Here is a 22766-nt window from a genome sequence, read left to right as displayed (position 1 = left end):
TTAACCGCGAGCCTTGACAGCTGGACGTACAACCACGTCGCCGCCAGTAGCGCCTGGAACGGCACCCTTGACGAGCAGCAGGTTGCGCTCAGCGTCTACGCGAACTACTTCCAGGGACTGAACAGTCACGCGCTCGGCGCCCATGTGACCGGACATTTTCTTGCCCTTGAACACACGACCAGGAGTCTGGCACTGGCCGATGGAACCAGGAACACGGTGCGACACGGAGTTACCGTGGGTGTTGTCCTGACCACGGAAGTTCCAGCGCTTGATGGTACCGGCGAAGCCTTTACCTTTCGACTGACCAGTAACGTCTACCAGCTGGCCTTCAGTGAAGAGTTCAGCTTTGATCGAGTCGCCAGCCTGGAACTCGCCTTCTTCAAGACGGAACTCCCAGACACCGCGACCAGCGGCAACGTTAGCCTTGGCGAAGTGACCTGCCTGAGCGGCAGTCACGCGAGAAGCACGACGCTCGCCGACAGTGACTTGCACTGCACGGTAGCCATCGGTTTCTTCAGTTTTGAACTGGGTGACGCGATTCGGCTCGATCTCGATGACCGTGACCGGAATGGAGACACCTTCTTCGGTGAAAATGCGGGTCATACCGCACTTGCGACCGACTACACCAATAGTCATGTTGTAACCTCATGAGTGTACGGGGCTTTCACCCGCTATGGCCGCCCATTTCAGAGCGTTACACGGACAAGACCGAAGTCTTAGCCGAGGCTGATCTGCACTTCCACACCTGCCGCCAGATCAAGCTTCATCAGCGCGTCAACGGTTTTATCCGTTGGCTGGACGATGTCCAGAACACGCTTATGAGTGCGGATCTCGTACTGGTCACGCGCGTCTTTGTTGACGTGCGGGGAAACCAGAACGGTGAAACGCTCTTTGCGGGTAGGCAGTGGAATTGGACCACGCACTTGTGCACCAGTACGTTTCGCGGTTTCCACGATTTCCTGGGTGGATTGGTCGATCAGGCGATGGTCGAAAGCCTTCAACCTGATTCGGATTTGCTGATTTTGCATTGGATTTCAGACTCCAGGCTGTTCCCAACGGACGCACTACGCCCGCTAAAAGGAGGCGTGATTCTATAGACGCCTCAATTTAGTGTCAACCGAATAAAAAAAACCCCCGCTGAGCGGGGGTTTTTTTCAACCGATCGAGTGATTACTCGACGATTTTGGCCACGACGCCGGCGCCGACGGTACGACCGCCTTCACGAATGGCGAAACGCAGACCGTCTTCCATTGCGATGGTCTTGATCAGGGTGACAACCATTTGGATGTTGTCGCCTGGCATTACCATTTCAACGCCTTCCGGCAGTTCGCAGTTACCGGTCACGTCAGTGGTACGGAAGTAGAACTGAGGACGGTAGCCTTTGAAGAACGGAGTGTGACGACCGCCTTCTTCCTTCGACAGAACGTAGACTTCGGCAACGAACTTGGTGTGCGGCTTGACCGAACCTGGCTTGACCAGAACCTGGCCACGCTCAACGTCGTCACGCTTGGTACCACGCAGCAGAACGCCGCAGTTCTCGCCAGCACGACCTTCGTCCAGCAGCTTGCGGAACATCTCAACACCGGTGCAGGTGGTGGTGGTGGTGTCACGCAGACCAACGATTTCCAGCGGATCCTGAACGCGGACGATACCACGCTCGATACGACCGGTAACAACGGTACCACGACCCGAGATCGAGAATACGTCTTCGATCGGCATCAGGAACGGCTGGTCGATGGCACGAACTGGCTCTGGGATGTAGCTGTCCAGAGTTTCGACCAGTTTACGAACGGCAGTGGTGCCCATTTCGTTGTCGTCTTTGCCTTCCAGGGCCATACGAGCCGAACCGATGATGATCGGGGTGTCGTCGCCTGGGAAGTCGTAGGTGGACAGCAGGTCGCGAACTTCCATCTCGACCAGTTCCAGCAGCTCAGCGTCGTCTACCAGGTCAGCCTTGTTCAGGAAGACCACGATGTACGGAACGCCAACCTGACGGGACAGCAGGATGTGCTCACGGGTTTGTGGCATCGGACCATCGGCGGCCGAGCAAACCAGGATCGCGCCATCCATCTGGGCAGCACCGGTGATCATGTTCTTCACGTAGTCAGCGTGACCTGGGCAGTCGACGTGAGCGTAGTGACGAATGGTCGAGTTGTATTCGACGTGAGCGGTGTTGATGGTAATACCGCGCGCTTTCTCTTCCGGAGCCGAGTCGATCTTGTCGAAGTCGACGATTGCGGAACCGAAAACTTCGGAGCAAACGCGAGTCAGAGCTGCGGTCAGAGTGGTCTTACCGTGGTCAACGTGGCCGATAGTGCCGACGTTAACGTGGGGAAGGGAACGATCAAATTTTTCTTTAGCCACGACAGTGAACCTCTTGCCTAAAGGGGATTAGCCTTGTTTTTTAACGAGTGCTTCGACGATGTTCGACGGAGCTTCGGCGTATTTGGAGAATTCCATGGAGTAGCTCGCGCGACCCTGAGACATGGAACGAACGTCGGTCGCATAACCGAACATCTCTCCGAGCGGTACTTCAGCACGAACGACGCGGCCGGAGACCGAATCATCCATACCCTGAACCAGACCACGACGACGGTTCAGGTCACCCATCACGTCACCCAGGTAGTCTTCCGGGGTTACAACTTCGACCTTCATGATCGGCTCGAGAACCACGCCGCCGCCCTTCTGGGCCAGCTGCTTGGTTGCCATCGAAGCAGCGATTTTGAACGCCATTTCGTTGGAGTCGACATCGTGGTACGAACCGTCGAATACCGTGGCCTTCAGGCCGATCAGAGGATAGCCGGCAACAACGCCGTTCTTCATCTGCTCTTCGATACCCTTCTGGATCGGGGCGATGAATTCCTTAGGAATCACACCACCAACGACTTCGTTGGAGAACACCAGACCTTCGGTGATGTTGCCTTTGTCGTCCTGATCTGGCTCCGAGAAACGGATCCAGCAGTGACCGAACTGACCACGACCACCCGACTGACGAACGAACTTGCCTTCGATTTCGACGTTGGACTTGGTGATCTTCTCGCGGTACGAAACCTGCGGCTTGCCGATGTTGGCCTCGACGTTGAACTCGCGCTTCATGCGGTCAACGAGGATGTCCAGGTGCAGCTCACCCATACCGGAGATGATGGTCTGGCCGGTTTCTTCGTCGGTCTTGACGCGGAACGAAGGGTCTTCCTGAGCCAGCTTGCCCAGTGCGATACCCATCTTTTCCTGGTCTTGCTTGGTCTTCGGCTCTACAGCTACCGAGATCACAGGCTCCGGGAAGTCCATACGCTCGAGGATGATCGGCTTGTCGGCGTTGCACAGGGTGTCACCGGTGGTGACGTCCTTCATGCCGATCAGAGCAGCGATGTCGCCTGCCAGTACTTCTTTGATTTCTTCACGCTGGTTGGCGTGCATCTGCACCATACGACCAACGCGCTCTTTCTTGCCTTTGACCGAGTTGATCACCGAGTCGCCGGACTGCAGCATACCCGAGTAAACACGGACGAAGGTCAGAGTACCAACGAACGGGTCGGTGCCAATCTTGAACGCCAGAGCCGAGAACGGCTCGTTGTCGTCGGCATGACGCTCGTCGTAGTCGGCCTCGACCAGCTCATCCTTCGGCTTCTCGATCAGGTCAGGGTGGATACCCTTGATCGCAGGAATCTCGGTAGGAGCAGGCAGGAAGTCGATGACGGCGTCGAGAACCAGGGGAACGCCCTTGTTCTTGAAGGACGAACCGCAGACAGCCGGAACGATCTCGCTGGCCAGGGTGCGCGCGCGCAGACCGGCTTTGATCTCTTCGACGGTCAGCTCTTCGCCTTCCAGGTACTTGTTCATCAGCTCTTCGCTGGACTCGGCAGCCGCTTCGACCATGTTCGCGCGCCATTTTTCGGCCAGCTCGAGCATGTCCGCAGGAATTTCTTCCTCACGGTAGGTGGTGCCTTTGTCGTCGTCGTTCCAGTAGATAGCCTTCATCTTGATCAGGTCGACCTGACCCTGGAAGTTATCTTCCGAACCGATGGCCAGCTGAACAGGAACCGGGGTGTGACCCAGACGGTTCTTGATCTGACCAACAACGCGCAGGAAGTCGGCACCGGCACGGTCCATCTTGTTCACGTAAACAACACGTGGAACGCCGTACTTGTTGGCCTGACGCCATACGGTTTCGGACTGCGGCTCAACGCCGGAGGTACCGCAGAACACAACGACCGCGCCGTCGAGTACACGCAGCGAACGCTCTACTTCAATGGTGAAGTCAACGTGGCCGGGGGTATCGATGACGTTTACGCGGTAGTTGTCGTACTGACCAACGGAACCTTTCCAGAAGGTAGTAACGGCAGCGGAGGTAATGGTGATACCCCGCTCCTGCTCCTGCACCATCCAGTCGGTGGTCGCGGCGCCGTCATGCACCTCGCCCATCTTGTGGCTCAGACCTGTGTAGAACAGGATCCGCTCGGTAGTGGTGGTCTTGCCCGCGTCAACGTGGGCACAGATACCAATGTTACGGTAGCGGTTAATTGCTGTAGTACGAGCCATAAAGCCCTCGCAAAATGATTGATGCTTGAATTAGAAGCGGTAGTGCGAGAACGCTTTGTTGGCTTCAGCCATACGGTGAACGTCTTCACGCTTCTTGACTGCAGCACCCTTGCCTTCAGCAGCATCCAGCAGTTCGCCGGCCAGGCGCAGAGCCATCGACTTCTCGCCGCGCTTGCGGGCGTAGTCTACGAGCCAGCGCATTGCCAGAGCGTTACGACGGGATGGACGAACTTCAACCGGAACCTGGTAAGTGGCACCGCCGACACGACGGGACTTTACTTCGACCAGCGGAGCGATGGCGTCGAGAGCTTTCTCGAAGATTTCCAGGGGGTCGCTGTTCTTGCGCTCTTTGACCTTGTCCAGGGCACCGTAAACGATGCGCTCGGCCACGGCCTTCTTGCCGCTTTCCATCACGTGGTTCATGAACTTGGCGAGGATTTGGGATCCGTATTTAGGATCGTCCAGAATCTCACGTTTTGCTGCTACACGACGTCTTGGCATGATAAGCCCTCAAACGGTCTTCAGGTTAGCCCGGGACCTGGGTCTACGACCCCCGCCCGACCTTACTCTTATCGACTCAAAAAAATGGATGTGTGCAAACGGCCGATTACTTCGGACGCTTGGTACCGTACTTCGAACGACCCTGGTTACGGCCTTTGACGCCCGAAGTATCCAGAGAGCCGCGAACGGTGTGGTAACGAACACCTGGCAAGTCTTTTACACGGCCGCCACGGATCAGGACGACGCTGTGCTCTTGCAGGTTGTGGCCTTCACCGCCGATGTACGAGGAAACCTCGAAACCGTTGGTCAGACGCACACGGCATACTTTACGCAGTGCCGAGTTAGGTTTTTTCGGCGTGGTGGTGTACACACGGGTGCACACGCCACGACGTTGCGGGCAGTTCTGCAGCGCAGGAACGTCGGACTTCTCGACCGAACGCTTACGCGGCTGACGTACCAGCTGGTTGATAGTTGCCATCTACTAGCTCCACTGATTGTCTTGCGACTCTATTGTCTTGCAAGAAAGCCAAAAATTGACGAGACGGAGCCTCACCAAATTTAAGGGTACAAAAGTCTACGGAGGATCTTGCACCCAGTCAAGACGAGGCCCCGGCCCTCCTCGCCCGATCATCGGCAACATTGTGTGTCGTCGATGACCGTTCGAGGGTTGCCGGGGCCCTGCCCTGTACTTAGTTACCGCTGGAATTCAGCGCTTCGGTCAGTGCAGCTTCGACCTCACTAGCGCTCACACGCAGCGGTTTGTCGGCTTCACGGCGACGCTTGCGCTCGCTGTGGTAAGCCAGACCGGTACCGGCCGGGATCAGACGACCCACGACCACGTTCTCTTTCAGGCCGCGCAGGTAGTCGCGCTTGCCGGTTACCGCCGCTTCGGTCAGTACGCGGGTGGTTTCCTGGAAGGAAGCCGCGGAGATGAACGATTCGGTCGACAGCGACGCCTTGGTGATACCCAGCAGCACACGGGTGAACTTGGAGATGAACTTGTCATCGCCGGCGAGACGCTCGTTCTCCACCAGTACGTGGGTCAGTTCCATCTGGTCGCCCTTGATGAAGCTGGAATCACCCGACTCCGAGATCTCGACCTTGCGCAGCATCTGACGCAGGATGGTCTCGATGTGCTTGTCGTTGATCTTAACGCCTTGCAGACGGTAAACGTCCTGGATCTCGTTGACGATGTACTTCGCCAGCGCGCTCACACCCAGCAAACGCAGGATGTCGTGCGGATCGCTCGGGCCGTCGGAGATGACTTCGCCGCGGTTTACCTGTTCGCCTTCGAAGACGTTCAGGTGGCGCCACTTAGGAATCAGCTCTTCGTACGGATCGCTACCGTCGGTCGGAGTGATGACCAGACGGCGCTTGCCCTTGGTCTCTTTACCGAACGCGATGGTGCCGCTGACTTCAGCCAGAATCGAGGCTTCTTTCGGACGGCGTGCTTCGAACAAGTCGGCAACACGTGGCAGACCACCGGTGATGTCACGGGTTTTCGACGTTTCTTGCGGGATACGCGCAATTACGTCACCAACACCGATCTGTGCACCGTCAGCCACACCTACCAAGGCGTTGGCTGGCAGGAAGTACTGAGCAGGTACATCGGTACCTGGCAGGTACAGGTCCTTGCCATTGGCATCGACCATCTTGATAGCCGGACGGATTTCCTTGCCTGCGGCAGGGCGATCCTTGACGTCCAGTACTTCAATGTTGGTCAAACCAGTCAATTCGTCAGTCTGACGCTTGATGGTGATGTTTTCTTCCATGCCCACGAAGGTCACGGTACCTTTCAGCTCGGTAACGATCGGGTGGGTGTGCGGGTCCCACTTGGCGACGATGGCGCCAGCTTCGACCTTTTCACCTTCCTTGACCGAAATTACCGCACCGTAAGGCAGCTTGTAACGCTCACGCTCACGACCGAATTCGTCGGCGATGGCCAACTCGCCCGAACGCGATACGGCAACCAGGTTGCCATCGGCACGTACTACCTGCTTCAGGTTGTGCAGACGAACCATACCGCCGTTCTTCACCTGGACGCTGTCGGCAGCCGAGGTACGGCTTGCAGCACCACCGATGTGGAACGTACGCATGGTCAGCTGGGTACCCGGCTCACCGATCGACTGGGCAGCGATAACGCCGACAGCTTCACCGATGTTCACCTGGTGACCGCGAGCCAGGTCACGACCGTAGCACTTGGCGCAGATACCGAAGCGGGTTTCGCAGTTGATCGGCGAACGCACGATCACTTCGTCGATGCTGTTCAGCTCGATGAATTCGACCCACTGCTCATCAACCAGGGTACCGGCCGGAACGATAACGTCCTCGGTGCCTGGCTTGAACACGTCACGGGCGATGACACGACCCAGTACACGCTCACCCAGCGGCTCTACAACGTCGCCGCCTTCGATGTGCGGGGTCATCAACAGGCCATGGTCGGTGCCGCAGTCGATCTCGGTAACCACCAGATCCTGGGCAACGTCTACCAGACGACGAGTCAGGTAACCGGAGTTGGCGGTCTTCAGTGCGGTATCCGCCAGACCTTTACGAGCACCGTGAGTCGAGATGAAGTACTGAAGCACGCTCAAGCCTTCACGGAAGTTCGCGGTGATCGGCGTCTCGATGATGGAGCCGTCCGGCTTGGCCATCAGGCCACGCATACCGGCCAACTGACGGATCTGTGCTGCGGAACCACGGGCACCGGAGTCAGCCATCATGTACATCGAGTTGAAGGACTCTTGCTCGACTTCTTTGCCTTCGCGGTCGATGACCTTCTCTTTCGAGAGGTTGGCCATCATCGCCTTGGAAACTTCGTCGTTCGCCTTCGACCACAAGTCGATGACCTTGTTGTACTTCTCGCCCTGGGTTACCAGGCCGGAGGCGTACTGGCTCTCGATTTCCTTCACTTCATCGGTGGCGCTGTTGATGATGCGGGCTTTTTCATCAGGGATGACGAAGTCATTCACACCGATGGAAACGCCGGAAATGGTCGAGTAGGCAAAGCCGGTGTACATCAGCTGGTCGGCGAAGATAACGGTCTCTTTCAGACCAACCACGCGGTAGCACTGGTTGATCAGCTTGGAGATCGCCTTTTTCTTCATCGGCTGGTTGACGACATCGTATGGCAGGCCTGCCGGTACAACCTGGAACAGCAGCGCACGGCCGACGGTGGTGTCGACGATACGGGTGTTCTTGGTCGAGGAACCATCACGGTCATTCACGGTTTCGTTGATACGAACCTTGATTTTCGCGTGCAGGGCAGCTTCGCCGGCGCGGAATACGCGGTCGACTTCCTGCAGGTCGGCGAACACGCGACCTTCGCCCTTGGCGTTGATGGCTTCACGGGTCATGTAGTACAGACCCAGTACCACGTCCTGCGAAGGAACGATGATTGGCTCACCGTTGGCTGGCGACAGGATGTTGTTGGTCGACATCATCAGCGCGCGCGCTTCAAGCTGGGCTTCCAGCGTCAGCGGCACGTGAACGGCCATCTGGTCACCGTCGAAGTCGGCGTTGTACGCGGCGCAGACCAGCGGGTGCAGCTGAATGGCCTTACCTTCGATCAGAACCGGTTCAAAGGCCTGGATACCCAGACGGTGCAGGGTCGGTGCACGGTTGAGCAGCACGGGGTGTTCGCGGATCACCTCGGCGAGCACGTCCCACACCTCTGGCAGCTCGCGCTCGACCATCTTCTTGGCAGCCTTGATGGTGGTCGCCAGACCACGCATTTCCAGCTTGCCGAAAATGAACGGCTTGAACAGCTCGAGGGCCATCTTCTTCGGCAGACCGCACTGGTGCAGACGCAGGGTCGGGCCTACGGTAATTACCGAACGGCCGGAGTAATCCACGCGCTTACCGAGCAAGTTCTGACGGAAGCGACCTTGCTTACCTTTGATCATGTCAGCCAGGGACTTCAGCGGACGCTTGTTCGAGCCAGTGATGGCGCGACCGCGACGGCCGTTGTCCAGCAGGGCGTCGACCGCTTCCTGCAGCATGCGCTTTTCGTTGCGCACGATGATGTCCGGCGCCGACAGATCGAGCAGGCGCTTCAGACGGTTGTTACGGTTGATCACCCGACGATACAGGTCGTTCAGGTCGGAGGTCGCGAAGCGGCCACCATCCAGCGGTACCAGCGGACGCAGGTCCGGCGGCAGCACTGGCAGGACGGTCAGGACCATCCACTCAGGCAGGTTGCCCGAGCCCTGGAAAGCTTCCATCAGCTTCAGGCGCTTGGACAGCTTCTTGATCTTGGTTTCCGAGTTGGTCTGCGGAATTTCTTCGCGCAGGCGACCAATCTCGTGCTCCAGGTCGATAGCGTGCAGCAGCTCGCGGACAGCTTCGGCACCCATGCGGGCATCAAAGTCGTCACCGAACTCTTCCAGCGCTTCGAAGTACTGCTCGTCGTTCAGCAGCTGGCCCTTTTCCAGGGTGGTCATGCCCGGATCGATAACGACGTAGCTCTCGAAGTAGAGCACGCGCTCGATGTCACGCAGGGTCATGTCCATCAGCAGGCCGATACGGGACGGCAGCGACTTCAGGAACCAGATGTGAGCAACCGGCGAGGCCAGTTCGATGTGCGCCATGCGCTCACGACGAACCTTGGCCAGGGCAACTTCAACGCCGCACTTCTCGCAGATCACGCCGCGGTGCTTGAGGCGCTTGTACTTGCCGCACAGGCACTCGTAGTCCTTGACTGGGCCAAAGATCTTGGCGCAGAACAGGCCGTCACGCTCTGGTTTGAACGTACGGTAGTTGATGGTTTCCGGCTTCTTGACTTCACCGAACGACCACGAACGGATCATTTCAGGTGACGCCAGACCGATGCGGATGGCGTCGAACTCTTCGACTTGACCCTGGTTTTTCAGCAAATTCAGTAGGTCTTTCAAGGCCTTTCCTCCTGGCGGAGCAGGGAGTGGGCATTACCGCCCCACTCCCCTTCGCGTCACGTGTTATTCGGTTTCCAGATCGATGTCGATACCGAGCGAACGGATCTCTTTGATCAACACGTTGAAGGACTCGGGCATGCCCGGCTCCATACGGTGATCGCCATCCACGATGTTCTTGTACATCTTGGTACGGCCGTTCACGTCGTCCGACTTCACTGTGAGCATTTCTTGCAGGGTGTATGCCGCGCCGTATGCTTCCAGCGCCCACACTTCCATCTCCCCGAAACGCTGACCACCGAACTGCGCCTTACCACCCAGCGGCTGCTGGGTAACCAGGCTGTAGGAACCAGTGGAACGCGCGTGCATCTTGTCGTCCACCAAGTGGTTCAGCTTGAGCATGTACATGTAACCAACGGTCACAGGACGCTCGAACTTGTTGCCGGTACGGCCATCGAACAGCACCATCTGGCCGCTCTCAGGCAGGTCAGCCAGCTTCAGCATGGCCTTGATCTCGCGCTCCTTGGCACCATCGAAGACCGGGGTAGCCATCGGCACGCCCTTCTTCAGGTTGTGCGCCAGGGCCAGGATCTCTTCGTCGGTGAACTCGTCGAGGTTTTCCTGACGACCGCCGATCTCGTTGTAGACCTCGGTCAGGAACACGCGCAGCTCAGCGGCTTTGCGCTGCTCTTCGATCATGCGGTCGATCTTCTCGCCCAGACCTTTGGCCGCGAGGCCCAGGTGAGTTTCGAGGATCTGACCGACGTTCATACGCGAAGGTACGCCCAGCGGGTTCAGCACGACGTCGACCGGAGTACCGTTGGCATCGTGTGGCATGTCTTCAACCGGCATGATTACCGAGACGACACCCTTGTTACCGTGACGACCGGCCATCTTGTCACCCGGCTGGATGCGACGGCGGATTGCCAGGTAGACCTTGACGATCTTCAGTACGCCCGGTGCCAGGTCATCGCCCTGCTGCAGCTTGCGCTTCTTGTCTTCGAACTTGTCGTCCAGCAGACGGCGACGATCGACGATGTACTGTTGAGCCTTTTCCAGCTGCTCGTTCAGTGCATCTTCGGCCATGCGCAGTTTGAACCACTGGCCGTGCTCCAGACCGTCCAGCACTTCGTCAGTGACCACAGTGCCCTTCTTCAGGCCTGCGCCACCGTCGACCACCTGGCCGTTCAGGGCAGAACGCAGACGCTCGAAGGTTGCGCCTTCGACGATGCGGAACTCTTCGTTGAGGTCCTTGCGGATCTCGTCGAGCTGCATCTTCTCGATGGCCAGGGCGCGGCTGTCGCGTTCTACGCCATCACGGGTGAAGACCTGTACGTCGATGACAGTACCTTTGGTGCCGGTTGGCACGCGCAGGGAGGTGTCCTTAACGTCGCTGGCTTTTTCACCGAAGATCGCACGCAGCAGCTTCTCTTCCGGCGTCAGCTGGGTTTCGCCTTTTGGCGTGACCTTGCCGACCAGGATGTCGCCCGCGCCTACTTCGGCACCCACGTAGACGATACCGGCTTCGTCCAGCTTGTTCAGTGCGGCTTCACCCACGTTCGGGATGTCCGCAGTGATTTCCTCTGGGCCAAGCTTGGTGTCACGCGCCACACAGGTCAGTTCCTGGATGTGGATCGTGGTGAAGCGGTCTTCCTGAACCACACGCTCGGACAGGCAGATGGAGTCTTCGAAGTTGAAGCCGTTCCACGCCATGAACGCGATGCGCATGTTCTGGCCCAGTGCCAGTTCACCCATGTCGGTGGACGGGCCGTCGGCCATGATGTCGCCACGCTGAACCTTGTCACCTTTGCTCACCAGCGGACGCTGGTTGATGCAGGTGTTCTGGTTCGAACGGGTGTACTTGGTCAGGTTGTAGATATCTACACCTGCTTCACCGGTTTCCACTTCGTCGTCGGCAACGCGAACAACCACACGGCTGGCGTCGACCGAGTCGATCACACCACCGCGGCGAGCAACCACGCAGACACCGGAGTCACGGGCAACGTTGCGCTCCATGCCGGTACCTACCAGCGGCTTGTCGGCACGCAGGGTTGGTACAGCCTGACGCTGCATGTTCGAACCCATCAACGCACGGTTGGCGTCGTCGTGCTCAAGGAACGGAATCAGCGAAGCTGCGACAGAAACAACCTGCTTCGGCGAAACGTCCATCAGGGTGACGTCTTCCGGCGCCTTGACGGTGAACTCGTTCAGGTGACGAACAGCTACCAGCTCATCGATCAGCTGCTTCTTCTCGTTCATCGCGGCCGAAGCCTGGGCGATGACGTGATCCGCTTCTTCAATGGCCGACAGGAACACGATGTCATCGCTGACCACGCCTTCCTTCACCACGCGGTACGGGCTTTCCAGGAAGCCGTACTGGTTGGTGCGGGCATAGGCTGCCAGGGAGTTGATCAGACCGATGTTCGGACCTTCAGGGGTCTCGATCGGGCACACGCGGCCATAGTGGGTCGGGTGTACGTCGCGGACTTCGAAGCCTGCACGCTCACGGGTCAGACCGCCCGGGCCGAGTGCGGAGACGCGGCGCTTGTGGGTGATCTCGGAGAGCGGGTTGTTCTGGTCCATGAACTGGGACAGCTGGCTCGAACCGAAGAACTCTTTCACCGCCGCCGCGACCGGCTTGGCGTTGATCAGGTCTTGCGGCATCAGGCCTTCGCTTTCTGCCATCGACAGACGTTCCTTGACCGCGCGCTCAACACGCACCAGGCCAACACGGAACTGGTTCTCGGCCATCTCGCCGACGCAGCGTACGCGACGGTTACCGAGGTGGTCGATGTCGTCGACGATGCCTTTGCCGTTACGGATATCGACCAGGGTCTTCAGAACCTCGACGATATCTTCCTTGCTCAGCACGCCCGAACCTTCGATCTCGGTACGACCGATACGACGGTTGAACTTCATGCGGCCGACGGCAGACAGGTCGTAACGCTCGGCGCTGAAGAACAGGTTGTTGAACAGGGTCTCGGCAGCATCCTTGGTTGGCGGCTCGCCAGGACGCATCATGCGGTAGATTTCGACCAGGGCTTCCAGCTGGTTGCTGGTGGTGTCGATCTTCAGCGTGTCGGAGATGAACGGACCGCAATCGATGTCGTTGGTGTACAGGGTCTCGATACGGACGACCTGAGCCTTGGCGATCTTGATCAGCAGATCGGTGGTCAGCTCGGTGTTGCACTCGGCCAGGATCTCACCAGTCGCCGGGTGCACGATCGCCTTGGCGGTAGTGCGGCCCAGGACGTACTCCATCGGAACGTCCAGCTGCTTGACGCCAGCTTTCTCGATCTGGTTGATGTGGCGCGCGGTGATACGGCGGCCTTGCTCAACGATGACCTTGCCGGTTTCGTCATGGATGTCCATGACTGCAACTTCACCACGCAGACGCTGCGCCACCAGTTCCAGGCTGAGGCTCTCGCCGGAAATGTGGAAGATGTTGGTGGTGTAGAAGGTGTTCAGCACTTCTTCAGTGCTGTAACCCAGGGCACGCAGCAGCACCGAGGCCGGCAGTTTGCGGCGACGGTCGATACGCACGAACACGCAGTCTTTAGGGTCGAACTCGAAGTCCAGCCACGAACCGCGGTAAGGGATGATGCGAGCGGAGTACAGCAGCTTGCCGGAGCTGTGAGTCTTGCCACGGTCGTGGTCGAAGAACACACCAGGCGAACGGTGCAGCTGGGAAACGATCACACGCTCGGTACCGTTGATTACGAAGGTACCGTTCTCAGTCATCAGGGGGATTTCACCCATGTAGACTTCTTGCTCTTTGATGTCCTTGATCGCTTTGTTCGACGATTCCTTGTCGAAGATGATCAGGCGCACCTTGACCCGCAGTGGAACCGCGAAGGTCACGCCACGCAGGACACATTCCTTCACATCGAAGGCGGGTTCGCCCAGGCGATAGCCTACGTACTCCAAGGCAGCATTGCCGGAGTAGCTGATGATCGGGAATACCGATTTGAAGGCCGCGTGCAGGCCGACGTCGCGGAAGTGATCCTTGGATGCTCCCGCTTGCAGGAATTCGCGATACGAATCCAGCTGGATGGCCAGGAGGTAAGGCACATCCATAACGTCCGGCAACTTGCTAAAGTCCTTGCGGATACGTTTTTTCTCAGTGTATGAGTAAGCCATCAGCGTTCCCCAGCTTGGTCACCTGCTTGTTTGGCTTCTCCCGACGGGAGCAGCCAGAAAATCGTGCAAACCCCTTGGTTTGCGCCACCCACATGGGTGTCTTGCAGCTTGTTATCGGGGCCGGCCTGACCGGCCACCAATAACGGAAAAAGGCCGGTGGCATAAGCCACCAGCCATCAGCCCTTTGCTCAACGCTCAGGCTGGCATCGCAAGGTCGAGATTACTTCAGCTCGACTTTAGCGCCTGCTTCTTCCAGCTTCTTCTTGGCGTCTTCAGCGGCTTCTTTCGAAACGCCTTCAGCTACGACCTGAGGAGCGCCGTCGACTTTCTCTTTGGCTTCTTTCAGGCCCAGACCGGTCAGTTCGCGAACGGCTTTAATCACGTTCACTTTCTTCTCGCCAGCTTCCAGCAGAACAACGTTGAACTCAGTCTGCTCTTCAACAACGGCAGCAGCAGCAGCTGGGCCAGCAGCGGCAACAGCAGCGGTCACGCCGAAGGTTTCTTCCATAGCTTTGATCAGCTCAACAACTTCCAGAACGGTTTTCTGGCCGATTGCTTCGATGATTTGTTCGTTAGTCAGGGACATGACTTAAATCCTGTATTGGGGTGACAGCCTACGCAGCCATCAAATTAAACATATGATTTTGAAAGATTTTACGCTGCCTTAGGCAGCAGCAGCTTCTTTCTGGTCGCGAACGGCCGCCAGAGTACGAGCCAGCTTGCTGGTGGCGCCTTGAATCACGCTCATCAGACGTGCGATAGCTTCGTCACGGGTCGGCAAGGTAGCCAGTACATCGATCTGGTTGGCGGCAATGAAATTGCCGTCAAACGCAGCTGCCTTGATCTCGAACTTGTCGTGACCCTTGGCGAACTCTTTGAACAGACGAGCAGCAGCGCCCGGGTGTTCGTTGGAGAAAGCAATCAGGGTCGGGCCTTTGAACGCGTCGTTGAGGATCGAAAATTCGGTGCCTTCAACAGCGCGCTTGAGCAGGGTGTTACGTACGACACGTACGTATACGCCAGCTTCGCGAGCCTCTTTACGGAGTCCGGTCATTGCGCTTACAGTCACACCACGGGCATCAGCCACGACAGCGGACAGAGCGACTTTGGCAGCCTCGTTGACTTCAGCGACGATGGCCTTCTTGTCTTCGAGTTTAATTGCCACGGGTTTACTCCTGGTTTTTACCGTTTCATCTGGCCGAAGCCGGATGTCGTTTTGGTGTCTGATTCGCGAACGAATCGGGAGCACCATCTGCGTGGGCTGGTATTTTAAGGCTTGCGCCACCTACGGTCTTGGATAGCCCCCGCCAGGCAGGGACCCCAATTTTTGCTGGCGGCGCGACAGGTCGCGCCGCCATGTTCTTACACGTCCAGCGAGCTCTGATCGATGACCAGACCTGGGCCCATGGTGGTGCTCAGGGTAACGCGCTTGACGTAGATACCTTTCGAGGAAGCAGGCTTGATACGCTTCAGATCAGCGATCAGGGCTTCAACGTTTTCCTTCAGCTTGCCAGCTTCAAAGCCGATCTTGCCAACGGAGGTATGGATGATACCGTTCTTGTCGGTACGGTAGCGAACCTGACCAGCCTTGGCGTTTTTCACGGCAGTGGCTACGTCTGGGCTAACGGTACCAACTTTCGGGTTAGGCATCAGGCCGCGAGGACCCAGAACCTGACCCAGCTGACCTACAACGCGCATGGCATCAGGCGATGCGATGACGACGTCATAGTTCAGGTCGCCGGCTTTCATTTCGGCAGCCAGATCGTCCATACCTACACGGTCAGCGCCGGCAGCCAGAGCGGCCTCGGCAGCTGGACCCTGGGTGAAGACAGCAACGCGAACGGTCTTGCCAGTGCCGTGTGGCAGCACAGTAGCGCTACGTACGACCTGGTCGGATTTACGCGGGTCAACACCGAGGTTAACGGCGATGTCGTAGGACTCTACGAATTTGGCAGCCGGCAGCGAAGCCAGCAGAGTTGCCGCTTCTTCGAAGTTGTAGGCCTTGCCTGCTTCGATTTTCTCGGCGATTGCCTTTTGACGCTTGGTCAGCTTAGCCATTACACACCCTCCACGTTCAGGCCCATGCTGCGGGCAGAGCCAGCGATGGTGCGTACAGCAGCGTCCAGGTCAGCGGCAGTCAGATCAGCCTGTTTGGCCTTGGCGATATCTTCCAGCTGAGCACGGGTCACGGTACCGACTTTAACGGTGTTCGGACGAGCCGAACCACTGGTCAGGCCAGCAGCTTTCTTCAGCAGAACCGAGGCAGGGGTGCTCTTGGTCTCGAAGGTGAAGCTACGGTCGCTGTAGACAGTGATGATCACAGGAGTCGGCAGGCCGGCTTCTTGACCCTGAGTACGGGCGTTGAAGGCCTTGCAGAATTCCATGATGTTCACACCGTGTTGACCCAGTGCTGGACCAACGGGTGGGCTTGGGTTGGCCTGGCCGGCCTTAACTTGCAGCTTGATGTAAGCCTGAATCTTCTTAGCCATGAGCTACTCCAAAATCGGGTACGAACGCCTGATGGCTCCCCGGATGACTTGCGTTTTATCCCAGTGACGACAAAACCCCGCAGCACACAGGGCTGCGGGGTATGGGATGCTTCGTCCGCCTAGACCTTTTCGACCTGGCTGAACTCGAGCTCCACCGGAGTAGAGCGACCGAAAATGAGCACCGCAACCTGCAGGCGGCTCTTTTCGTAGTTAACCTCTTCGACACTACCGTTGAAGTCAGCGAACGGACCGTCAACGACTCGAACCACTTCACCTGGTTCGAACAGCGTCTTGGGCTTCGGCTTGTCGCTACCGTCGGCAACGCGACGCAGGATAGCCTCGGCTTCTTTATCGGTGATTGGCGCAGGCTTGTCTGCAGTACCACCAATAAAGCCCATCACACGAGGAGTATCCTTGACCAAGTGCCAAGTCCCTTCGTTCATCTCCATCTGGACCAGTACATAGCCAGGGAAGAATTTACGCTCACTCTTGCGCTTCTGGCCGTTGCGCATTTCGACGACTTCTTCGGTCGGAACCAAGATCTCGCCGAAACCGTCTTCCATGCCAGCCAGCTTGACGCGCTCAATCAGGGAGCGCATTACATGCTTCTCGTAACCCGAGTAAGCATGCACAACATACCAACGCTTAGCCACGGGACACCTTTAGCCAACGATCAGGGAGACCGCCCAGCCGAGCAGGGAATCGAGACCCCACAACAGCAGTGCCATAACCAGCACGACAGCCACGACAATCAGCGTGGTCTGGGTGGTTTCCTGGCGGGTCGGCCACACGACTTTACGGATCTCGGTACGAGCTTCCTTCGCCAACGTAAAGAACGACTTGCCCTTCGCAGTCTGCAGAGCTACAAAGCCCGCGACAGCGGCCAGGACGAGAAGTGCGAGAACGCGGTACAGGATAGGAGAGGCGGAGTAGTATTGATTACCCACTACACCAACAACCACCAAAGCCACTACAGCCAGCCACTTGAACAGATCAAAACGCGATTCTTGGGCTTCAGTTTTGGGGGTCATCGAGGAGGATCCTGTAAGAAGAAAGCCATCACACCGAGGTGAAATGGCAGGTCAGGAGGGAATCGAACCCCCAACCTACGGTTTTGGAGACCGTCGCTCTGCCAATTGAGCTACTGACCTGTAACGCTGTATCAGGCCGGCCATTATACCGGCCTGATCAAGTAAATCAACTACTTATTCAATAATTTTTGCTACGACGCCGGCGCCGACGGTACGACCGCCTTCACGGATAGCGAAGCGCAGACCGTCTTCCATTGCGATGGTCTTGATCAGGGTGACAACCATCTGGATGTTGTCACCTGGCATTACCATTTCAACACCTTCCGGCAGTTCGCAGTTACCGGTCACGTCAGTGGTACGGAAGTAGAACTGAGGACGGTAGCCTTTGAAGAACGGCGTGTGACGACCGCCCTCTTCCTTCGACAGGACGTAGACTTCTGCAGTGAACTTGGTGTGCGGCTTGACCGAACCTGGCTTGACCAGAACCTGACCACGTTCAACGTCGTCACGCTTGGTACCACGCAGCAGAACGCCGCAGTTCTCGCCAGCACGACCTTCGTCCAGCAGCTTGCGGAACATCTCAACACCAGTGCAGGTGGTGGTGGTGGTGTCACGCAGACCAACGATTTCCAGCGGATCCTGAACGCGGACGATACCACGCTCGATACGACCGGTAACAACGGTGCCGCGACCCGAGATCGAGAATACGTCTTCGATCGGCATCAGGAACGGCTGATCGATGGCACGAACTGGCTCCGGGATGTAGCTATCCAGAGTTTCTACCAGCTTCTTGACAGCGGTAGTGCCCATTTCGTTGTCGTCTTTGCCTTCCAGGGCCATACGAGCCGAACCGATGATGATCGGGGTGTCGTCGCCTGGGAAGTCGTAGGTGGACAGCAGGTCGCGAACTTCCATCTCGACCAGTTCCAGCAGCTCAGCGTCATCTACCAGGTCAGCCTTGTTCAGGAAGACCACGATGTACGGAACGCCTACCTGACGAGACAGCAGGATGTGCTCACGGGTTTGCGGCATCGGACCATCGGCGGCCGAGCAAACCAGGATCGCGCCGTCCATCTGGGCAGCACCGGTGATCATGTTCTTCACGTAGTCAGCGTGACCTGGGCAGTCGACGTGAGCATAGTGACGAATGGTCGAATTGTATTCGACGTGAGCGGTGTTGATGGTGATACCGCGCGCTTTTTCTTCCGGAGCCGAGTCGATCTTGTCGAACTCAACGATTGCCGAACCGAAAACTTCGGAGCAAACGCGAGTCAGAGCTGCGGTCAGAGTGGTCTTACCGTGGTCAACGTGGCCGATAGTGCCGACGTTAACGTGGGGAAGGGAACGATCAAACTTTTCCTTAGCCATCGATACAATCCTCCGCAGAAGAAATAGTCTTGCGCTGATAAAACAAAGGCAGATATTTTCATATCTGCCTTGTTTGTATGGAGCTCTTGAGCGGATTTGAACCGCTGACCTCACCCTTACCAAGGGTGTGCTCTACCAACTGAGCTACAAGAGCGAAACACTTTGTGCAAAATCCGGCAAACTTGGAGCGGGTAGCGGGAATCGAACCCGCATCATCAGCTTGGAAGGCTGAGGTTCTACCACTAAACTATACCCGCGGAGCTTGCGGCTCTCGCTAAAACTGGTGGAGGGAGAAGGATTCGAACCTTCGAAGCTCTCGCAACGGATTTACAGTCCGTCCCCTTTGGCCGCTCGGGAATCCCTCCAGATGTGGCCGGCATTCTATTTGTCTGCCGTCCTAGTGTCAAGCGTTTTTTTCAAATTTTTTCAATCAAATCTGAAACTTAGCTGCTTTGACACCGCTTCCAGTTCTGCCACCTGAGTGGTGTTCCCTGTGAAGCGGGCGCCATTCTATCAAGCTATTCGCCAGTTGCAATACCCTGGCAGAAAATAATTTTGTGTTTTAAGTCTTTGAAATCATTGGAAAGAGCTGAGAGCACCGTTTGGTCCAGCAAACGCTCGCTTTCTGCGGCAACCTTGAGCCAGCGACCCTCCGCGCCAGGCAACTGTCCCAGCACCGGCAAGGCAGTGATATCCAGGCTCAGCAGGCGCTGACGCAGGGCCTCGAGCTGCCCCTGCCCCAAATCGCCGCCGACTACCAGGCATTCGTCACGGCGCTTGGCAGGTGCAGACGCACCCGTTTCACGCAACAGGCGAATTTCTTGCTGATTCCCCTTGTACAGCGACAGCGGGGCGACTTCCTTGACCTTCAGCGGGGCTTCCTGCTGATGCCACACGTAATAACAGACGTTAAGCACCACCAACAACAGAAACAACCAACGCATAGGCACCTCAATTCAGTGGGCAGGCCATGGCCAGGCCAACAAAAACCAGGTCAGGTACAACACGCGCTTGCGGCAGAGCCTCCCTGACCAGTGGCGCATCACCGCCGGTGAGGAACACCGTGAATTGTTCACCCCATAGCGCACGCGCCTGCTCAAGCTGAGTGCGCGCAAAACCCTGCAGCATCAATACACAACCGCGCTCCACCGCCTCTACAGTCGAACGACCTGGTGACAAGCTGGTCAACGCTCGCTCCGCGGAGGCATCGTCGTAGCGGATACGCCGGGTGTGAGTACGCAACTGGCTGCGCATCAATGGCATACCCGGGCAGATGTAGCCGCCCAGATGCTCGCCGTTCGCCGCAACGAAATCCGCCTTGGCAGCCGTACCCAGGTCGATGATCAGGCACGCGCCTTTGGCCAGGTGAAATGCACCCAATGCCGCAAGCCACCGATCCATGCCCAGACGCTGATAATCGTCATAGCCATTATGCACCCCGGCCATTTCCTGAGCAGGCTGCGCCACGCGCGCGTGCACGGCAAACGCTTGCGCGATCAGCGCGCACAGGGCTGCGGTTTCCTCTTCGCTGCGGACACTGACAATACGGCAGCCGGTAAGGCATAGCGAAGCGAGCGCAGCGACTTCCGCCAATAGCGCCTGATCGGAATCGACAATGCCACCGCCTTCAATCACTGCATCAGCGGCATGGATAACCCGCCACTTGATGAAGCTGTTACCGCAATCGAGCTCAAGAATCATCACGCAACCTCAAACTGAGCTCACCACCGCTGAAGCTCTTTTCTACCCCGTCCACTGCAAGGCGCAAACCACCCTGCCCGTCGACGCCAAGAACCTTGCCATCAATATGCGTAGTACCGGCAACCAGCGAGACATTACGCCCCTGCCAGAGATGTGCCTGCTCCCACTCTTCCTGGAATGCGGCAAACCCATAGCGACGATGACGGGCCAATTCGTGCTGTAATTGCTGACTGAGCGATGCAACCAGACGGTTTCGGTCGATTGCCGTACCCACCTCCCTTCGCATCGAGGTCCACTGCTGATCGACCTGGTCGTTGGCCTGCATGTTCACGTTGATGCCAATTCCCAGCACCACATGGCAGACATCGGCGGGATCACCCACCAGTTCCAGCAGAATACCGGTAATCTTCTGCTTGCCAACCAGCACATCATTAGGCCATTTGAGCCCTGCATCCTTCACACCGAACGCCTGCAGGGTGCGCATTACCGCCAGCCCCACCACCAGGCTCAAGCCTTCCAGCTGGCGCATGCCGCCATCAATCCGCAGCACCAGGCTGTAATAAAGATTTTCCGCGAAGGGGCTGACCCATTGCCGGCCACGCCGACCGCGCCCGGCACTCTGGCGCTCAGCCAAGACCAGGAACGGAGCCGCCTGCCCCTCACCGGCGAGCCGGAGGCCCTCGGCGTTGGTCGAATCGATGCTTTCGTAGATGAAAACAGGCCACTGTTCGCCCTCGGCGAAATCAGCGATTGCCTGCGCTTCGAGCAATGCGAGTGGCGCCGCCAGCTGATAGCCACGACCACGAACCTTGTGAATGGTGAGGTTCAGCTCACTTTCCAGATGCTGCAGCTGCTTCCAAACGGCGCTGCGACTCACCCCGAGGGCTGCCCCCAAGGCTTCTCCGGAATGGAACCGGCCATCCTTGAGGAGATTCAACAACTTCAGCATGCCAGTCTCGACTTGGAATAAGGCAGGCATGATAGCCACGGGCTGCTGGCTTGCATAGGAAAAGGGCCGGCAAAACAAGGGCAAACGACCTATGTGGTCCTGGATTTTTGCCTACAAAGACAAAACCCCTACCTGCATGCGCAGATAGGGGTTTTGCGAAATGAATCTTGACGATGACCTACTCTCACATGGGGAGACCCCACACTACCATCGGCGATGCATCGTTTCACTACTGAGTTCGGGATGGGATCAGGTGGTTCCAATGCTCTATGGTCGTCAAGAAATTCTGTAGCCAGAATGTCCAGATGGACAGCCCAGCGAATTCGGATATGTGATAGTTGTGATGCTTTGTGAACAGTGCGAACTTTCGGTTCGTGTCATCTTCACCACCGCAATCTGCATGAGCAAATTGCTTGGGTGTTATATGGTCAAGCCTCACGGGCAATTAGTATTGGTTAGCTCAACGCCTCACAGCGCTTACACACCCAACCTATCAACGTCGTAGTCTTCGACGGCCCTTCAGGGGATTCTAGATCCCAGTGAGATCTCATCTTGAGGCAAGTTTCCCGCTTAGATGCTTTCAGCGGTTATCTCTTCCGAACATAGCTACCCGGCAATGCCACTGGCGTGACAACCGGAACACCAGAGGTTCGTCCACTCCGGTCCTCTCGTACTAGGAGCAGCCCCTCTCAAATCTCAAACGTCCACGGCAGATAGGGACCGAACTGTCTCACGACGTTCTAAACCCAGCTCGCGTACCACTTTAAATGGCGAACAGCCATACCCTTGGGACCGGCTTCAGCCCCAGGATGTGATGAGCCGACATCGAGGTGCCAAACACCGCCGTCGATATGAACTCTTGGGCGGTATCAGCCTGTTATCCCCGGAGTACCTTTTATCCGTTGAGCGATGGCCCTTCCATACAGAACCACCGGATCACTAAGACCTACTTTCGTACCTGCTCGACGTGTGTGTCTCGCAGTCAAGCGCGCTTTTGCCTTTATACTCTACGACCGATTTCCGACCGGTCTGAGCGCACCTTCGTACTCCTCCGTTACTCTTTGGGAGGAGACCGCCCCAGTCAAACTACCCACCATACACTGTCCTCGATCCGGATAACGGACCTGAGTTAGAACCTCAAAGTTGCCAGGGTGGTATTTCA

General features: G+C 57.3%; 18 protein-coding genes, 4 tRNA genes and 2 rRNA genes. All 24 read right to left on the bottom strand.

The features are described from left to right. A complete protein-coding gene (gene rplC, locus HP546_RS06100; protein WP_172221128.1) occupies positions 1–636 on the bottom strand; it encodes a 50S ribosomal protein L3 in 636 nt (211 codons plus the stop codon). An 80-nt stretch (positions 637–716) separates the two neighbouring features. After that, positions 717–1028 carry a 30S ribosomal protein S10 gene (rpsJ, locus tag HP546_RS06095; RefSeq protein ID WP_003186070.1) on the bottom strand — a complete coding sequence of 104 codons (312 nt, stop codon included), beginning with the start codon at positions 1026–1028 and terminating at the stop codon, positions 717–719. A gap of 142 nt (positions 1029–1170) precedes the next feature. Next, on the bottom strand, positions 1171–2364 hold the full coding sequence (tuf, locus tag HP546_RS06090) for an elongation factor Tu (protein WP_172221125.1): 1194 nt from the start codon (positions 2362–2364) through the stop codon (positions 1171–1173). A 27-nt stretch (positions 2365–2391) separates the two neighbouring features. Continuing rightward, positions 2392–4539: an elongation factor G gene (fusA, locus tag HP546_RS06085; RefSeq protein WP_172221122.1), complete on the bottom strand. Its 2148-nt coding sequence runs from the start codon at positions 4537–4539 to the stop codon at positions 2392–2394. A gap of 30 nt (positions 4540–4569) precedes the next feature. Next, positions 4570–5040, bottom strand: a complete 471-nt coding sequence (gene rpsG, locus HP546_RS06080; RefSeq protein ID WP_008089143.1) for a 30S ribosomal protein S7 — start codon at positions 5038–5040, stop codon at positions 4570–4572. A 106-nt stretch (positions 5041–5146) separates the two neighbouring features. Further along, complete coding sequence (gene rpsL, locus HP546_RS06075; RefSeq protein WP_003255492.1) at positions 5147–5518, bottom strand: 30S ribosomal protein S12; 372 nt, start codon at positions 5516–5518, stop codon at positions 5147–5149. Positions 5519–5729: 211 nt separating this feature from the next. Further along, positions 5730–9929, bottom strand: a complete 4200-nt coding sequence (gene rpoC / locus HP546_RS06070; RefSeq protein ID WP_172221119.1) for a DNA-directed RNA polymerase subunit beta' — start codon at positions 9927–9929, stop codon at positions 5730–5732. 63 nt (positions 9930–9992) lie between these two features. Further along, positions 9993–14066: a DNA-directed RNA polymerase subunit beta gene (rpoB, locus tag HP546_RS06065; protein ID WP_172221117.1), complete on the bottom strand. Its 4074-nt coding sequence runs from the start codon at positions 14064–14066 to the stop codon at positions 9993–9995. A gap of 220 nt (positions 14067–14286) precedes the next feature. Beyond that, complete coding sequence (gene rplL / locus HP546_RS06060; protein ID WP_033703494.1) at positions 14287–14652, bottom strand: 50S ribosomal protein L7/L12; 366 nt, start codon at positions 14650–14652, stop codon at positions 14287–14289. A 78-nt stretch (positions 14653–14730) separates the two neighbouring features. Continuing rightward, entirely contained in the window at positions 14731–15231 is a 501-nt protein-coding gene (gene rplJ / locus HP546_RS06055) for a 50S ribosomal protein L10 (RefSeq protein ID WP_172221114.1), read from the bottom strand. A 197-nt stretch (positions 15232–15428) separates the two neighbouring features. Further along, the gene (gene rplA, locus HP546_RS06050; protein ID WP_172221111.1) at positions 15429–16124 is read right to left on the bottom strand and encodes a 50S ribosomal protein L1; all 696 of its coding nucleotides are present in this window, start codon (positions 16122–16124) and stop codon (positions 15429–15431) included. After that, positions 16124–16555: a 50S ribosomal protein L11 gene (gene rplK, locus HP546_RS06045; protein ID WP_003255500.1), complete on the bottom strand. Its 432-nt coding sequence runs from the start codon at positions 16553–16555 to the stop codon at positions 16124–16126. The genes rplA and rplK overlap by 1 nt, the downstream gene beginning before the upstream one ends. 119 nt (positions 16556–16674) lie before the next feature. Then, positions 16675–17208, bottom strand: coding sequence for a transcription termination/antitermination protein NusG (gene nusG / locus HP546_RS06040; protein WP_043199430.1), 534 nt, complete (start codon positions 17206–17208; stop codon positions 16675–16677). A gap of 9 nt (positions 17209–17217) precedes the next feature. After that, the gene (gene secE / locus HP546_RS06035) at positions 17218–17586 is read right to left on the bottom strand and encodes a preprotein translocase subunit SecE (RefSeq protein WP_112249307.1); all 369 of its coding nucleotides are present in this window, start codon (positions 17584–17586) and stop codon (positions 17218–17220) included. A gap of 44 nt (positions 17587–17630) precedes the next feature. Next, positions 17631–17706: transfer RNA gene (locus tag HP546_RS06030), tRNA-Trp, on the bottom strand. 54 nt (positions 17707–17760) lie between these two features. Beyond that, positions 17761–18954: an elongation factor Tu gene (gene tuf / locus HP546_RS06025; RefSeq protein WP_172221108.1), complete on the bottom strand. Its 1194-nt coding sequence runs from the start codon at positions 18952–18954 to the stop codon at positions 17761–17763. 78 nt (positions 18955–19032) lie between these two features. Then, a tRNA-Thr gene (locus tag HP546_RS06020) sits at positions 19033–19108 on the bottom strand. Positions 19109–19137: 29 nt separating this feature from the next. Then, positions 19138–19211 (bottom strand) — tRNA-Gly (locus tag HP546_RS06015). Between the two features lie 24 nt (positions 19212–19235). Next, positions 19236–19319, bottom strand: a tRNA-Tyr gene (locus HP546_RS06010). 153 nt (positions 19320–19472) lie between these two features. Continuing rightward, positions 19473–19898, bottom strand: a complete 426-nt coding sequence (locus tag HP546_RS06005; protein WP_172221105.1) for a hypothetical protein — start codon at positions 19896–19898, stop codon at positions 19473–19475. Positions 19899–19905: 7 nt separating this feature from the next. Next, the gene (locus HP546_RS06000) at positions 19906–20655 is read right to left on the bottom strand and encodes a pantothenate kinase (protein ID WP_172221102.1); all 750 of its coding nucleotides are present in this window, start codon (positions 20653–20655) and stop codon (positions 19906–19908) included. Then, a complete protein-coding gene (gene birA / locus HP546_RS05995; RefSeq protein WP_172221099.1) occupies positions 20645–21604 on the bottom strand; it encodes a bifunctional biotin--[acetyl-CoA-carboxylase] ligase/biotin operon repressor BirA in 960 nt (319 codons plus the stop codon). The genes HP546_RS06000 and birA overlap by 11 nt, the downstream gene beginning before the upstream one ends. 165 nt (positions 21605–21769) lie before the next feature. Further along, positions 21770–21885: ribosomal RNA gene (gene rrf / locus HP546_RS05990) — 5S ribosomal RNA — on the bottom strand. A gap of 143 nt (positions 21886–22028) precedes the next feature. Continuing rightward, a 23S ribosomal RNA gene (locus HP546_RS05985) occupies positions 22029–22766 on the bottom strand; the annotation flags it as partial.

It is taken from the genome of Pseudomonas sp. CM25 (genome assembly GCF_013179705.1).
GTDB lineage: Bacteria > Pseudomonadota > Gammaproteobacteria > Pseudomonadales > Pseudomonadaceae > Aquipseudomonas.
The sequence above is the reverse complement of the archived record's forward strand: the minus strand, read 5'-3'. Positions and strand labels throughout refer to the sequence as shown.

Coding starts and splice junctions, on each gene's coding strand:
- HP546_RS06005 (WP_172221105.1), bottom strand. CDS start 19,898: ATGCGTTGGTTGTTTCTGTTGTTGGTGGTGCTTAACGTCTGTTATTAC.
- rplC (WP_172221128.1), bottom strand. CDS start 636: ATGACTATTGGTGTAGTCGGTCGCAAGTGCGGTATGACCCGCATTTTC.
- rpsG (WP_008089143.1), bottom strand. CDS start 5,040: ATGCCAAGACGTCGTGTAGCAGCAAAACGTGAGATTCTGGACGATCCT.
- rpsL (WP_003255492.1), bottom strand. CDS start 5,518: ATGGCAACTATCAACCAGCTGGTACGTCAGCCGCGTAAGCGTTCGGTC.
- secE (WP_112249307.1), bottom strand. CDS start 17,586: ATGACCCCCAAAACTGAAGCCCAAGAATCGCGTTTTGATCTGTTCAAG.
- rpoB (WP_172221117.1), bottom strand. CDS start 14,066: ATGGCTTACTCATACACTGAGAAAAAACGTATCCGCAAGGACTTTAGC.
- rplK (WP_003255500.1), bottom strand. CDS start 16,555: ATGGCTAAGAAGATTCAGGCTTACATCAAGCTGCAAGTTAAGGCCGGC.
- birA (WP_172221099.1), bottom strand. CDS start 21,604: ATGCTGAAGTTGTTGAATCTCCTCAAGGATGGCCGGTTCCATTCCGGA.
- rpsJ (WP_003186070.1), bottom strand. CDS start 1,028: ATGCAAAATCAGCAAATCCGAATCAGGTTGAAGGCTTTCGACCATCGC.
- rplA (WP_172221111.1), bottom strand. CDS start 16,124: ATGGCTAAGCTGACCAAGCGTCAAAAGGCAATCGCCGAGAAAATCGAA.
- HP546_RS06000 (WP_172221102.1), bottom strand. CDS start 20,655: ATGATTCTTGAGCTCGATTGCGGTAACAGCTTCATCAAGTGGCGGGTT.
- tuf (WP_172221108.1), bottom strand. CDS start 18,954: ATGGCTAAGGAAAAGTTTGATCGTTCCCTTCCCCACGTTAACGTCGGC.
- rplL (WP_033703494.1), bottom strand. CDS start 14,652: ATGTCCCTGACTAACGAACAAATCATCGAAGCAATCGGCCAGAAAACC.
- fusA (WP_172221122.1), bottom strand. CDS start 4,539: ATGGCTCGTACTACAGCAATTAACCGCTACCGTAACATTGGTATCTGT.